The sequence below is a fragment of the Hydrogenispora ethanolica genome (assembly GCF_004340685.1).
Classification (GTDB): Bacteria; Bacillota; UBA4882; order UBA8346; family UBA8346; genus Hydrogenispora; species Hydrogenispora ethanolica.
Map to the genome: position 1 here is coordinate 162805 of NZ_SLUN01000001.1, position 14232 is coordinate 177036.

11 protein-coding genes and 2 tRNA genes are annotated in these 14232 nt (G+C 61.3%); 3 read left to right on the forward strand and 10 right to left on the reverse strand.

Annotated elements, in window-relative coordinates; genetic code table 11:
• Position 1: 1 nt before the first annotated feature.
• The 7 genes from EDC14_RS00675 to EDC14_RS00705 all read right to left on the reverse strand — a co-directional run bounded on the left by EDC14_RS00675 (position 2) and on the right by EDC14_RS00705 (position 4518).
• On the reverse strand, positions 2-922 hold the full coding sequence (locus EDC14_RS00675; RefSeq protein ID WP_132012255.1) for a nucleotidyltransferase family protein: 921 nt from the start codon (positions 920-922) through the stop codon (positions 2-4).
• A gap of 127 nt (positions 923-1049) precedes the next feature.
• Complete coding sequence (gene galE / locus EDC14_RS00680; protein WP_132012256.1) at positions 1050-2063, reverse strand: UDP-glucose 4-epimerase GalE; 1014 nt, start codon at positions 2061-2063, stop codon at positions 1050-1052.
• A 131-nt stretch (positions 2064-2194) separates the two neighbouring features.
• Positions 2195-2827 (reverse strand): carbohydrate-binding family 9-like protein, encoded by a 633-nt coding sequence (locus EDC14_RS00685; RefSeq protein ID WP_165907686.1) that lies wholly within the window; start codon positions 2825-2827, stop codon positions 2195-2197.
• Between the two features lie 539 nt (positions 2828-3366).
• Positions 3367-3657, reverse strand: a complete 291-nt coding sequence (locus EDC14_RS00690) for a hypothetical protein (protein ID WP_132012258.1) — start codon at positions 3655-3657, stop codon at positions 3367-3369.
• A 21-nt stretch (positions 3658-3678) separates the two neighbouring features.
• Positions 3679-3954, reverse strand: a complete 276-nt coding sequence (locus EDC14_RS00695) for a hypothetical protein (RefSeq protein ID WP_132012259.1) — start codon at positions 3952-3954, stop codon at positions 3679-3681.
• Between the two features lie 396 nt (positions 3955-4350).
• Positions 4351-4426: transfer RNA gene (locus tag EDC14_RS00700), tRNA-Lys, on the reverse strand.
• Positions 4427-4441: 15 nt separating this feature from the next.
• Positions 4442-4518, reverse strand: a tRNA-Met gene (locus EDC14_RS00705).
• A 479-nt stretch (positions 4519-4997) separates the two neighbouring features.
• On the opposite strand from EDC14_RS00705, the gene EDC14_RS00710 reads away from it, so the two are divergent.
• Both EDC14_RS00710 and EDC14_RS00715 read left to right on the forward strand, forming a co-directional pair.
• Positions 4998-5630 (forward strand): TetR/AcrR family transcriptional regulator, encoded by a 633-nt coding sequence (locus tag EDC14_RS00710; protein WP_165907687.1) that lies wholly within the window; start codon positions 4998-5000, stop codon positions 5628-5630.
• A gap of 95 nt (positions 5631-5725) precedes the next feature.
• Complete coding sequence (locus EDC14_RS00715) at positions 5726-6655, forward strand: alpha/beta hydrolase (protein ID WP_132012261.1); 930 nt, start codon at positions 5726-5728, stop codon at positions 6653-6655.
• 85 nt (positions 6656-6740) lie between these two features.
• Here the strand turns inward: EDC14_RS00715 and aroA are convergent, their stop codons facing one another.
• The 3 genes from aroA to EDC14_RS00730 all read right to left on the reverse strand — a co-directional run bounded on the left by aroA (position 6741) and on the right by EDC14_RS00730 (position 13040).
• A complete protein-coding gene (gene aroA, locus EDC14_RS00720) occupies positions 6741-8042 on the reverse strand; it encodes a 3-phosphoshikimate 1-carboxyvinyltransferase (protein WP_132012262.1) in 1302 nt (433 codons plus the stop codon).
• Between the two features lie 125 nt (positions 8043-8167).
• On the reverse strand, positions 8168-11791 hold the full coding sequence (locus EDC14_RS00725; RefSeq protein ID WP_132012263.1) for an AAA family ATPase: 3624 nt from the start codon (positions 11789-11791) through the stop codon (positions 8168-8170).
• Positions 11778-13040, reverse strand: coding sequence for a metallophosphoesterase family protein (locus EDC14_RS00730; protein ID WP_132012264.1), 1263 nt, complete (start codon positions 13038-13040; stop codon positions 11778-11780). The genes EDC14_RS00725 and EDC14_RS00730 overlap by 14 nt, the downstream gene beginning before the upstream one ends.
• Positions 13041-13456: 416 nt before the next feature.
• Between EDC14_RS00730 and EDC14_RS00735 the strand changes: the two genes are divergently transcribed.
• Positions 13457-14128: a bactofilin family protein gene (locus EDC14_RS00735; protein ID WP_132012265.1), complete on the forward strand. Its 672-nt coding sequence runs from the start codon at positions 13457-13459 to the stop codon at positions 14126-14128.
• The last annotated feature ends 104 nt before the right edge of the window (positions 14129-14232 follow it).

Here is a 14232-nt window from a genome sequence, read left to right on the forward strand (position 1 = left end):
CCTATTCCCCCCACAGATCGGCCGGATAGGCTCCCCGGGCGATCAGAGCGGCAATGGCCTCCTTGACCCGGGGCTTATCCTGTTGGTAGGTCACGCCGTACCAGCGTTCATGGGAGGGGATCACCTTGACCCGCGCCTTGCCCCGGGCCAGCAGGCCGCCGACCACTTCGGGCAGGTAAAACTCGGCTTTGGCCAGGTTGGCCCGGTTCCGTTCCAAGAATTGCCCGAAAGCGTACTCCAGTTCTCCAAAGAAGTTGGGCGTGAAACCCCAGGTATTCATGGAGACGGTGCTGCCCCGGGGGATCTCCACCCAGTCCTGGCCGTTCTCGGTGTAGCGGGTGGCAACGCCGCACTTTTCGATCCGGGTCCGTTCGTGGATCTCCCGCAGGTAGCCTTCGGAATCCACCGTGCAGATCCCCCGCGCCACCGAGCCGTGTTCGGTCAGAGTATTCTCCAGCTCGAAACCGACCAGGCAGTATTGGTAGACTGCCCCGCCGTCCCGGGCCTCCGCCAGAAAATCGGCCAGCGCCCGAAAGGAGGTGGCGCCGTAAAAGTCGTCGGCGTTGATCACCCCGAACGGCGTATCCACCGCGTCCCTGCAGCAGAGCACGGCATGGCCGGTTCCCCAGGGCTTCTGCCGCTCCGCCGGAACGCTGTAACCGGCCGGCAAGTCGTTCAAGCGCTGGTAGACGTAGGCGGTCTCGATCTTTTGCTCGATCCGACGGCCGATGCGCGAGCGGAAGATCTCCTCCAGCTCTTCTTTGATCACAAAGACCACTTTCCCGAAGCCCGCCCGGATGGCGTCATAGACCGAATAATCGATGATCAGCTCGCCATGGGGGCCGATCGGGTCAACCTGTTTTAATCCGCCGTAACGGCTGCCGATGCCGGCCGCCATCACCACCAGAGTGGGTTTTGCCATCGCTATCGAACTCCCTCGATTCTTTTTCTATTATGAAACGATTCAGCTATCGAAACTTTCCGCCGCAGCAATCCGCCTCACGGCGCGACCGGCAGCCAACCGCGATTTGAATCCGGCGGCGCGGCGCTTACTTGTCATAGCCGTTGGGATTTTGGGTCTGCCAGCGCCAGGAATCGGCGCACATCTCGGCGATCCCGCGCCGGGCCGACCAGTTCAATTCGCGTTCGGACTTGGCCGGATCGGCGTAACAGACGGCGATGTCGCCCGGCCGGCGGCCGACGATCCGGTAGGGGATCTCCTTGCCGGCGGCTTGGGCGAAGGCCGCCACCACTTCCAGGACGCTGTAGCCGCGGCCCGTGCCGAGATTATAAGTGACCAGCCCCGGCCGGGACTGCAGTTTCTCCAGGGCTTTCAGATGGCCCTGGGCCAGGTCGACGACGTGAATGTAATCCCGGACCCCGGTGCCGTCGGGCGTGGGATAGTCCCCGCCGTAGACCGCCAGCTCTTGCAGTTTGCCCACCGCCACCTGGGCGATGTAGGGCACCAGGTTGTTGGGGATGCCGTTGGGATCCTCGCCGATGCGGCCGCTGGGATGGGCCCCCACCGGGTTGAAATAGCGCAGGATGGCAATGTTCCAGCCGGAATCGGCCCGGTACAGGTCGCGCAGCATCTCCTCGATCATCAGCTTGGAACGGCCGTAAGGATTGGTGGCCGACAGCGGGAAGTCCTCGGTGATCGGCACCGTGTGCGGATCGCCGTAGACCGTGGCCGACGAGCTGAAGACCAGATTTTTGACGCCGTGCTGCTGCATGGCCTGGCAGAGGTTGATGGTGCCGGTGAGATTGTTGTGGTAGTAGCGGAGCGGCTGGGCCACGGACTCGCCGACCGCCTTCAGCCCGGCGAAATGGATCACCGCCTCGATGGCCGACGCGCCGAAGATCTCCTCCAGGGCCGCCCGGTCCAGCAGGTCGGCCTGGTAGAACCGGATCGGCTTGCCGGTGATCTCCTGGACCCGCCGCAACGATTCTTCCTTGCTGTTCACCAGGTTATCGACGGCAATCAGCTCGTATCCGGCCTCCAACAGCTCCACGCAAGTGTGGCTGCCGATATAGCCGGCGCCGCCAGTGACTAAAATTGCCATGTGTCTTCCTCCAAATCGTCGAAGTTTATGATGATGTCAAGTCCGTATCGGTTGAAACCTGTTTGGGAAAGGGCGGTTGCCCCCAATCCGCCTTCCGCCGTCGCGGGTAGGGCCGGACTTTGGCCGGCCCGCTATTCGACGAAGCGGAGCTCGCCGAAGTACTGCGGCAGATGGAAATTGACCGCCCCTGTCGGCGACCAGGCCGAATACTCGGCCGGGCCTTCCTTCGGCCGGTCGATCCGGTAGGCGTTGAAAAACCAGCTGTCGCCGGGCTGCGGCGGCAGGTGCGGCGCGGTCACAAACTCGCTGAACGGAATGGCCAGCTCCACGTCCCAGCCCCGGCCGGCCGGAGCGCGGCGCACCGCCGTCGTCAGGCGTTCTTGGGTCCGGGCGAACTGCAGAAACTGCCCATCCAACGGATGGTGGATCGCATAGTGCAATACCGCGTTCAGCGGATTGACCTCAAACTCCAGATAGGTCCGGCGGTCCCGGTTGTCGTCGATGAACAGCTCGACGACCTCTTCCTCGTAGAGCGGGCCGTTGAAATCGCGGCAGGACGCCTGAATGAAATCGTCCTGGCACTCAAAGGCGGCCAAAAGATACTCCGGATTCCAGAGCATCCGCAGGCGGGTCACCTGGCGCGGCCGGCCGCCGGAGACGTTCTCCACCAGTTCCAGCGGTTCCGCCGCCCGCCAGGCCGGCTTATGGAGATCCCCGTCCACCGGGAACGGGGCCGTTATCTTTCGGCAATCATACGTCGGCATGGGGCCTCCCTCTTCTCTTGGCATAACAAAACCGGCGCATCCCGGAGCCGCGCCGGGAGCCGGCCCGAATGCCTGAAAAAGCCGCCGCGCGGTTTCGGAACGGTCCCGCCGCCCGAGATGATTTTTTCTTCCCTGTCAGAGGTTTCCGGCAAAGTTAAATAATACGCTTGATCGTTCGACATTGGACCGCTAATCCCTCTTTCAACCTTCCGGGAACGCTCAAAAACAAAAAGGTATAACCGTGACGTTATACCTCTTTGGATTCCAGGCCAGTCCTCGGGGGTCCGACCATTTTTTAACGACAACGCGAGCGACTCCTTCCGCCCAGCCACTTTCTTTCCAAAAGGCGACCGGTCTACGGCTGCTCCACCCTTCCGGCCCTTCTGATGGGAATGAGCCGGCATGCCATGGGAGACGGCCTTCCCGGGAGCGCTTCATTCCTATTATATGCCGGCCCATGCCGGCGGGGACTTTGGGAACCCGGATCGTGCGTCGGGCACCGGAAAAGCATGAAGATACCGGGGCAAAGTCCCGAGCTGTCACTTCAGGCGCGCGTAGGCTTTGTTGCCGACCACCCTCGTCACAACGTACATTTTATTCTCGGAGGTCAGATATTCGTCCCCGACGGTTACCGGGACCGAAACATAGGTGATGGTCCGGCCGGTCTCCTGTTCAATGATGATATAGTAGCTGTACTCGGCGGGCGCCGGCCGATCCGGCGCGGGGGGCGGCTGGGAACGGGGCCTGGACCAGCGCGCCAGCAACATCGCCGCGCCGAATGCCAGAATCCCGATGACGAAGAGCAGCCATAGCCGGTAGTGCCGTTTCACCAAATGATTCACCTGATTTCGTTAAGAGGGCTTGTTTTCTTTAGTATGCAAGTTTAAGGCCGAATCAATCCCGGTCATCCCGCCGAAATCATCGGGCCCAATAAAAAAGCCTTTGCGAAGGGATCGCAAAGGCAGAGATTTTTTTAAGAAGGCGCCATAAACATCCGCCAGGTCTTTTTTCTTCCTGGATGGGTCCCGGCTTGCAGGAAAAGAATAAGCCCTCACCGCCGCTATTTTGCAGTGAGGGCCACCGTTTTTTGAGCTACCAATGTTAATCTCGTCCTTCTTGCTCCACATTGACTGGAAATCGCGGGTGCTCTACTTCTTTTTCCTGTTTCTCCTCGTGATCGACGACCGGTTCATCGGGCATCATGTTTCCCCCTTTTTTTTATAAAATTAGTGATCTAATCCTATTCGGCCCCGCCGGTTTTGATGAGTGCTTTTTGGGAATCATTTCCTTGCGTTGCGGAGACCCGGATGTTTCGTCATAAAAAAAATCCGCTCCCGCGCGGGGAACGGATGTCTGGCTTGGATGTTATGTAACTTACTATGATACGAAATCGCCGGGCGAAGTATCGGATCGGTAAGCATTATTGCCAAAACGGGTGCCTTAGTATCCGCTCCGCCGGCAACCGGGAGGCATAAGACACAAACAAAGGGTTCCCGAAATCTCGGAAACCCTTGATAATTAACTGGTGGACCACATAGGACTCGAACCTATGGCCCGCTGATTAAGAGTCAGCTGCTCTACCAACTGAGCTAGTGGTCCAGGAATGAGAAAATTTGGTGGCGGTGACTGGGATCGAACCAGTGACACTGCGGGTATGAACCGCATGCTCGTACCAACTGAGCTACACCGCCGTAAAACCGAACGCATAGAGTATTATATTATAAACTCAGCAATAGATCAATAGGGCAAGCACTAGTTTTTTCTGGGAAAGCGACCGAATTTCGTCAGCCCCGCTCCGGCCGCGCACCGTTCTTCCAACGGCTCCCTTTTGCCGTACCCGGGCCTCCCGTCCAAACCCCCGGACAGGCACGGCTGCACCGAAACGATCCCGATTGAGCGCGGAACGGCCAATCCCCCAAGTGCCGAAAGACTCCCCATGGATGCAAGAATTACGTATCGTCATCCGCTTTTTAAACATGATATCATTGCTGTCCGAAATTGTGAATATCTCGAGGAGGAAAAACCCTGGATCATTTTGGAGTCCCCGAAAAAGTCCGAAAAGGTATTGCCAAAACAGCGAAACGGTGATAGTCTTTTAGACATCAATCATATTTATACGACGTACAATTTTATACTATGGATAATAATACTCAGTCCAAGGAGTTGTAAGATGGAAAGTCATAGCGCCTCCGGCGAAACCCGGTTGGAACGAAAAAAGGAAGAAATGAAACAGAAAATTATCGCGGTGGCCATGTCCCTGTTTAAAAACCAGGGCGTAGAAGGGACCACCATGGAACAGATCGCCAATGAAGCCGATATCGCCAAAGGAACGCTTTATAACTACTTTCCGGTCAAAGAGGCTATCATCAGCGAATTTATCCGGCGTTCCTTCCAGGAAAAGAGTTCCGAGCGAATCCTGCGGTTGCGGGAAATGCCCGACACCCGCTCGCGGATGGTTCTTATCTTAGCGGAGTTAATGGCGGGAATCCGGCCTCAAAAAGAAATTTTCGAAAAATATCTCATCTACCAGATTCAGAATATGATCTCACTCCATCCCGACGCCGGTGTGAAAAGCGGGTTTGAACTCTTGGGAAGCGAAATTATCGAACTGGGCCAAAAAAACGGCGAGATCCGGAGCGATCTGCCGTTCGGCATCCTCAAGGCCCTGTTCGACTTCATCTTCGTCGAGGTCGCCCAACAATTTTATGCCGCGCCGGAAGCGTTCAATTCCCGCACCGTCATTGAACAGTGTGTGGATTTGTTCATGGATGGAGCTGCTACTCCGGTGGTTAAACACATCTAGAAGAATTTTGGAAAATCGCGATGCTTTAACGCGTTTTCCAAAATTGTAATTCGGCCATTGAACCACCGGATTCATGAAAACGATAGGAGGATATCATGTCCAGTCTGCGCAATCGTCTCTTTGTCGCTCTGTTACGAAAAAGCCCCGCCACCAAAGTGGTATGGGATGAAAACACCTCGGTGGCCGCGTTTCGCCAATCCTGCGAGGAAGGGGCCAAAAGGTTCGGTAAAATACCGGACGACTTGACGGTTTCACCCGTCTCGATCGAGGGGATTGCCGCGGAATGGCTTCGGTCTTCCGGGGCTCCCAGGGATAAAGTCATCCTGTTCTGCCACGGCGGGGGCTATGTTTCGGGATCCTGCGCCGATCACCGGGTTCATGCCGCCAAAGTTGTCCGGGGAAGCGGCATCGCCGCCCTGCTCTTTGAGTACCGCCTGGCGCCGGAACACCCTTATCCGGCGGCTATCGAGGACTCGGTCACCGTCTACCGCTGGTTGCTGAACCAGGGTACCGCGGCATCGGATATCGTGATAGCGGGCGATTCGGCGGGAGGGGGATTATGCCTGGCGACATTGCTGGCGCTCCGGGATCGGGGCCTTCCCCTGCCTGCGGCGGCGGTGGCGGTCTCGCCCTGGACCGATCTGAAGTGTAGCGGAGCGTCGTACCGGACCAATGCCGGGGTCTGCCTGTCGCCCAAAAACTCCTGGACGATTTTTAGCCAATATTATGTGGCCGGCAACGATCCGGCCCTGCCGTACATCTCTCCGCTCTACGGAGAGCTTGGCGGTCTTCCGCCGCTGCTCATTTATGCCGGAGGCGATGAAATCCTGCTGGACGACGCGGTCCGGTTCGCCGAGAAGGCCACCCAGGCCGGGGTCGATGTCTCGCTACAAGTGGTGGAAGGAATGATGCATTGTTTCCCCTTCCTGCCCCCTGTGATTCCCGAAGCAAAAGCGGCCATGAAAGAGATTTGCGCTTTCATCAGAAAGCACCTGATTGAAAAGGATTCGCTGGTAAAATCATAATTCAATAAAAAAACCGGAAAGCCATTCTGAGCCTCCGGTCTTCTTTTTTATGGACGAGTAGTTTATGGGGAAACATTTCGCAAGCTCAATGAGAGTCCACGCCCTGCACGGTCCGGTCAAAGAGGTCGAAATAGTTTTCGAACGTCTTGGCGGTGCATTCGGGGTGCTTGATGCGGATGCCCGGGGCCCGCAAGCCCACCAGGGCCAGGGCCATCGCCATCCGGTGGTCGTCGTAGGTTTCCAGCTCGGCCGGCTGCGGGGTTCCCGGATAGATGACCAGGCCGTCGCCGTTCACCTCGGCCCGGATGCCCAGGCGGGTCAGTTCATTGACGATCGCCGTCAGCCGGTCGGATTCGTGATAGCGGATGAAGCCGATATTCCGGATGATCGTCGGTGAGGCGGCGAAGGGCGCCAGGGCCGCCACGGTCGGCGTCTGGTCGGGCAAGCCGCTCATATCCACGTCCACCCCGGGGAAACGGCCGCCCGCCGGACCGGTCAGGCGGATCCCGTCCTCCTCGGGACGGACCTTGCAGCCCATCTGTTTCAGGATATCCAGCAGCTTAATATCGCCTTGCAAAGTATCCAGGCTGGCGCCGCGGACCAGCACGGTCCCGCCGGTGAGCGCGGCCATGGCAAAGAAGTAGCCGGCATTGGAGAGGTCCGGCTCGATCGCGTAATCCAGCCCCTGATAGCGTTGGCCGGCGGCGACAGTGAACGATTTGAAATCCCGGTGGCTGGCCTTGACCCCGAAATCGGCCATCATCCGCAGGGTCATGGCGACAAACGGTTTGGCGGGGAGTTCCCCCTCGATCGCGATCTCGGTATCGGCGGCGCTGAAACAGGCCACCATCAACAAGGCGCTCAAAAACTGGCTGCTCTGGCTGGCGGCCAATCGTACCCGCCCGCCTTGGAGCCCGTTGCTTTTGATCCGGAACGGCAACGCGTCCGGCTTCCCCGGAAAGCTGAAATCCGCTCCCTGCTCCCGGAGGGCCCCGACGAGCGGAGCCATCGGCCTGGCGCTCATCTGCTCCGAGGCTTCCACCAGGTATTCGCCGCGGCCCGCGGCCAGCATCGCCGATAAAAAACGGGCCGCCGTCCCGGCGCTGCCCACGTAAATGGCTGCCGTCCGCTTGGGGATCGCGCCATTTTGCCCGATGATCTGCACTGCCTTGTTGGTTTCATTGAAAGCCACCGGGAAACCCAGCTTGACCAGACACTGCAGGAAATTGCGACTGTCATCGCTGAATAACACGTTATCCAGCGTGACCATGTGGTCGCTCAGGGCCGCCAACAGCAATGCCCGGTTGGTAATACTTTTGGAACCGGGGATCTCCACCACGGCGTCTACCGGCCGCCTCGCCGGCGGCACCGCGTAAGGTCTTGCCATCCTGTTCACCTCGATTTCATCAGCCCCTTTATTATATCACTCCATCGTACCGCCGCAAGCCAATGAACGGTAAACAAGAAGTTAATTAGGCGGCTCTCGGCGCTGTGCGGCAGGCCGGGCCGGGATCAACCCCGTTCCACCCGGACCTGGCTGCCGGCTCCGTCCAGGCCGGCCGGGCGGATGATCAACCGCCGCGGGATCCGGTTGCGCAGCTCCGGCAGGTGGCTGATGAGGCCGATCACCAAATGCTCCTGTCTGAGCCGCTCCAACGAGTCCAGCACCACTTCCAGCAGGCCGGGATCGAGCGTGCCAAAGCCTTCGTCGAGGAAGAAGAATTCCAGCGGATTGCGCCCATTCAGCTGAATCTTGGCGGACAGCGCCAGGGCCAGCGCCAGCGAGACCAGGAACGTTTCGCCGCCCGAGAGCGAGCTGACCGGCCGGGCCAGGCCGCCGTTGCCGTTGTCGCAGATGATGAAGTCCTTGTTTTCGTCCAGCTTCAACAGGTACCGGCCGTTGGTCAGGTTTTGCAACCGTCCCGAAGCGTCCTGCAAGATATAGCGCAGATGCTCCTCGGCGATGTAGGCCACAAAGGCGTCGCCCTGCAGCAGGCGGTGCATCTCGTCGGCCTGCGCCTTGCGGCCGGCCAGCCGTCCGCGGTCCTTTTGATACTGGCGGATCCGCTCATATTTGGCGGCCATATTGGCCAGGGTGGACTCCAGTCCCCCGATCTCGCCGGCGATCCGTTCCTTGGCCGCTCCGGCCTGGCCCCGGACCGCCTGGATCTCCGCCCAGGCTTCGGGAGGAACGGTTTGGCCGTCCAGCTTGGCCAGGTTCTGCTCGATCTGGGCCGCCAGCTTTTTGGCGGCATCCTCAAAGGCGGCGCAGGCCGCTTTGAGCTGTTCCCGTTCGGCCGTTGTCCGCAGCGCCGCCGCGAACGCCGCGGCGGATTCGAAACCGTGAGCCGACAGCTGCTCGTTGAGCGCCGCTCCGGCATGGTCCAGCGCCGCTTGGGCCGATTCCTGCCGCTGCAGCGCGGCGGAGCGCCGGTTGGCCAAGGCCTGCAAGCTTTCCCGGGAGGCTTCGTAGGCCGTTTTGGCCTCCGTCCGGTTCCGCTCCAGCAACGCCAGGGCCCCCTCGGCCTCGGCCAGCAAAATCTCGACCGGCCGGCCGCCGGTGACCGCGCGCAGCCTGTCCTGGCGCTCCTGAAGCTCCCGCTCCAGATTCCGGCGGTCCGCTTCCCGGCCGGTCCATTCGGCGCGGGCCGTATCCAGCTCGGTTTGGAGCTTTTCATAAAGCTGCCCGGCTTTTTCCAGTTCCCCCGCGATGACGGCCAGCTTCTTGCGGCCTTCCTCCGAGGCTTTATCCTGAGCGGAGATCTGTTGCGATCGCTCCACGAATCCGGCGCTCAGGCCCAGCGCGGCGCGGAGGGCTTCATACTCGGCCGCCAGGCCCGCCGAGGCGTCTTGGGCTCCGGCCAGTTCCCGTTCCAGGCGGTCCAGGCCGTTCCGGCAGGCATCCAGTTCCGCACCGAGCTGGGCCACGACCCGCTCCCGCTCCAGCCGTTGCTGCCGCAGCCCGGCCAGTTCCCGCTCCCATTCGCCGTCCCGCTTCTCCCAGGCGGCGATGGCTTCATGGAGCGCCTGCAGGCGTTCTTTTTCGAATTGCAACAACTCCGGCCAGCGCTCGGAAGGCTGGCCGGCCCAGACGGCGGGCAAGCCCGCTTGAAGCTCCGTCCATTGTTCCAACGCCGCCTGCTGCTTCTCCCGGAGCTTGGCCTGTTGTTCCGCGTCGCCCGCCCGCCGGGTCTGATGCTGCAGCATTTCCCGGTTCAGTTGGTCGGCGGCCTGCCGCAGCCGTTCCAGCTGAGTTTCGAGCTCCGCCAGTTCGGCCCGCTCCCGTTCCAATGCCGCCGGATCGAGGCCGGCCGCCGGGTGCGGATGATGCGCCGAACCGCAAACCGGGCAGGGAGTCCCCGCGGCGAGGCCCGCCGCCAGGACCGCCGCGGCGTTGGCGGTTTCATGCTCTTGCAGCGCGGCCTGACGGCGCTGCCGTTCCGTCTCCAGACCGGCCGACCGGCGCTCCCATTCCGCGCTCCGGGTCCGCCCCTCTTCCAAGCGCCGTTCATATTCCCGCAGCCGCTCATCCAGGCCGTCCAGCTCGTCCTGGCCCGCTTGAATGGCAGCCGACAACGCCGACAAAGCATCCAGTTGCCGTTCCAAATGGCTCAGCCGTTCCCGCTCAGCGGCGTAACTGCTTAGGTCGCCCGGTTTGGCCCGGGCATGCCCGGCCCGGTCCGTCTCCAGCCGGCCGGTCCGTTCCAGCACTTCCGCCAAAGCGGTCCGTTCCGCCGTCAACCGCTCCGCCAGAGCATCCCGGCTCGCTGCCTCATCGGTTCGCGCCGCGCTCAGCTTGGCGACCTCCGCCTTTCGGTTGACGTACTCCTGTTCCAGGCGCACCCCGGTCTGAACCCGCTCCCGCAGCTCGACGGGGACCGTCAAGCCGGCCAGCTCCGCCTCCAGCCGTTTCCGGTCCGCCTCCTTCTCCGCCTTGTACTTTTCGCCCTTGGCCAAACGGCTCTGATGCTCGGCGACCCGCGCCGCCAACCCGTTCTGCTCCGCGACCAGCGCCGCCAGGTCCTCCTCCTTCCGCCGCAGCTCCGCCGTTTCGGCCACCAACGGCCGGAGCCGCGCCTGCCGGGCGATCCACTCCGGCTGTCCTTCCCGGAAAGCGGTTTCGGCGGCGTTTAGGGCCGCCGCCAAACGGCCATGGCGCGCCTCCTCCGCCTCATACAGCGCGGCCGCGGCCTCCAGCTCGCGCCGGCCGTCCTGGCAGGCGGCGGCAGCCCGCCGCTGAGCTTCGTCATAGGGCCGGACCGCCTCGGCCGCCTCGGCGCGGCGCAGGATCCCGCAACGCTCCCGGTGGGCGTCCTGCTCCCGCAGGTGTTCCCGCTCGGCCTGGCGCAACCGCTCCAACTCCTCTTGGAGCTGCCAGAGCGCAGCCACTCTCGCGTAATCCCGTTCCACCGCTTCGGCGCGGACCACGATCGCCCGGCGTTCCGTTTCCTTCCGCTCCAGCTCCTCCCGGAGTTGCTGCAGGGTTTCGCCGGAGACATTGCCCAGCTCGCGCAGGATCCCGTCCACCCGGTCCAGCTCCGCGCCGAGCCGCTCCCGCTCCCCCTTGACCTTCTCGCTCAGCTTGCTGCCGTATTCGGCCAGGGCGAAGATGCGCTCCATCATCCGCACCCGGTCGGCGTCGCGCAGCTTCAAAAACTGCGAAAACTCCCCCTGGGGCAATACCACCGAGCGGGTGAAGTCCTCCATGGTCAAACCGATGATCTCCTCGACCCTGCGGGTGACCTCGGTCGGTCCGTCCGCCAGGATCGTTTCCCCGCCCGCTCCCAGTTCGATAAGACGGCAGACCCCGGCCGTCACCGAGTCCCGTTTTTCTTTATTCCGCCGGAAGCTCCGCTCGACCCGGTAGCTGCGCCGGTCCTCCGCCGGCCCGATGGCGAAGGTGAAGGCCACTTCCAGCCGGTCTTTCTGGCTGTTGAGGATCCCTTGGGTATTCTTGGCGGCCCGTTTCACCGAGCCGTACAGGGCCAGGGTGATCGCGTCGAGAATGGTCGACTTGCCGCTGCCGGTGGGGCCGAAGATTCCGAACAATCCCGCCCCGGCCAGCTCGGCGAAGTCCACTTCCTGCCGTTCCTTGAAACTATGTAAACCCTCGATGGCTACCCTAAGCGGTCGCATCCGGCTCACCTCCCGCGCTTCGTTCCTCCGCCCGCCCCGGGTCCCCGGCGGCGATCTCCAGGAAATAGTCGAGCAGCTCCGGCTTGGGCGGCACGCCGGTCCTCGCCTGGTAAAATCCGGCGAACAGCTCCGGCAGCGGCTTGGCCAGCCGGCTCTCCTCGGCTCCGGCCGGGTCAGCCGGATTGACGATCACCGGCCGGATGCCGATGAGCTCCGGCCGCGCGTTACGCAGGGTCTTAATCTCCTCCTGGGAAAGCGGCCCGTCCACCCAGATCTCCAGGTCAATCCAGGCCCCCGGGTCCCGGCCGGACTGGCACCAGGCAACCGCCTCGGCCACCCCTTCCTTCGCCACCCAGCGGACCAGCGGCCGGCCGCTCGCTAACGGCACCTTCTCGACCGCGGCCGGCGCTTCCGGCCGGGCCTCGATCAGAAAGACCGCCTTCTGGCAACCGCTCTCCGAGAAACTATACTGCAAGAGCGAACCGGCGTAATACGCCGCGCCCTTGAAGCCCGGCGCCCGCTGCGGCTTGTGCAGGTGGCCCAGGGCCACGTAATGGGCGTCCCCCGGCAACTGGTCCGGGGTCACCGTCAACGCCCCGCCCAGCTGGATCGGGCGCTCCGAGTCGGAACCCTCGCCGCCCATCACGAAGAGATGGCTCAGCGCCAGGTTGACGGTGTCCGGCCGGAACTGCCCCGCCAGCTCCTGAAAGATCCGGCCGACCTTGGCCGAGTAGGCCTGTTGCAGCAGCTCCTCGTCCAAACTCTCGGCCAGCGCCTCATCGAGCCGGGCCTCGGACGGATAGGGCAGGGCAATGATCACGGCGTGTTCGGCGACATCGGGGAGGGCTAGCTCCAGCCAGCCCGGGCCCGACCGGACCACCCGGATCCCGGCCGCGGTGGCGGTGAGTCCGGCCTGGCTCCCCGGCAGGCCCAGCAGGATGATGCCGTTCCGGTCGGCCAGGGGCCGGGCCGCGCAGAGCCGGTCCGGGCTATCATGGTTGCCGGCGATGATCACCACCGCCCGATGTCCCCCGGCGGCCAGCCGTTCCACCGCGTCATAAAAAAGTTCCTCCGCCGCAGCCGGGGGAACATAGGTATCAAAGATGTCGCCGCTGACCAGGACCAGATCGACCGCCCGCGCCTCGGCGATCCGGCAGACCTCGTCCAGGACCTCGCGTTGCTCCGGCAACCGGTCCCGGTTCTCCAGCGTTTTGCCGAGGTGCCAGTCGGAGGTGTGCAATATTTTCATGGGATGCTCCTATCCAAAATTCATTCGGAAAATTTTTCGGCAAAAGAAGACAGAATCCTGCCGGATAAGTCAGCCCGGAACTATCCGAATGAAGCCAAAGGTAAGGGAGGACTCATGTCCCTAAACTTTTATCAACCATATAAACTATCCGTTTCCCATTTTAGGGGATTATTCCGGATGTATTCACGAATCCTATTGAATTCCTGCTCGTTTCGGATAATATGTTCCCAATAATTACGTTGCCACAAGGTTCCTAATCTAAATTGCGGTTCATTGGATTTTATCCATTGCAAACATTCATGGATACATAACGATTTATATGCCCCGACGACATCCCCAACCGTCGGTTGCATCGTGTCGGGTGTTTGGGTAGGGGCGACCCTCGCGGTCGCCCTTGCGGGTATGATATTTCGGTCATGGGTATGCGCATTGACATGGGTATTCGTTGGTCCGTGGGCACCGTTTTGGCATGGGGCACCGTTTTGGTTCGGGGCACCGTTTTGGTTCGGGGCACCGTTTTGGTTCGGGGCACCGTTTTGGCTCGGGGCACCGTTTTGGCTCGGGGCACCGTTTTGGCATGGGGCACCGTTTTGGCATGGGGCACCGTTTTGGCATGGGGCACCGTTTTGGCACGGGGCACCGTTTTGGTTCGGGGCACCGTTTTGGTTCGGGGCACCGTTTTGGCACGGGGCACCGTTTTGGCACGGGGCACCGTTTTGGCATGGGGCACCGTTTTGGCATGGGGCACCGTTTTGGCATGGGGCACCGTTTTGGCATGGGGCACCGTTTTGGCATGGGGCACCGGCACCGTTTTGGCATGGGGCACCGTTTTGGCATGGGGCACCGTTTTGGCATGGGGCACCGTTTTGGCATGGGGCACCGTTTTGGCATGGGGCACCGTTTTGGCATGGGGCACCCGCAAGGGGTGCCCCTACGAAATGCAAAATGCCGTGGATGTGATTGGGCATCACGACAAATTCGTCAATCGTAACATGACTGAATCGATTCGGGATCAAATGCCATTGTTCCTGAATGATTTCACCAAAATGATTGGGTACCATTTTCCCGTGATCGATTTTTCCGAATAAATGACGTTCTCTGTTCTGAATACAAACCGTAATAAAATACATTCCCGGTGATGAATAATCATAACCCTTTAATCGAATCGACCGGCGGTGATGGATATTCGGAT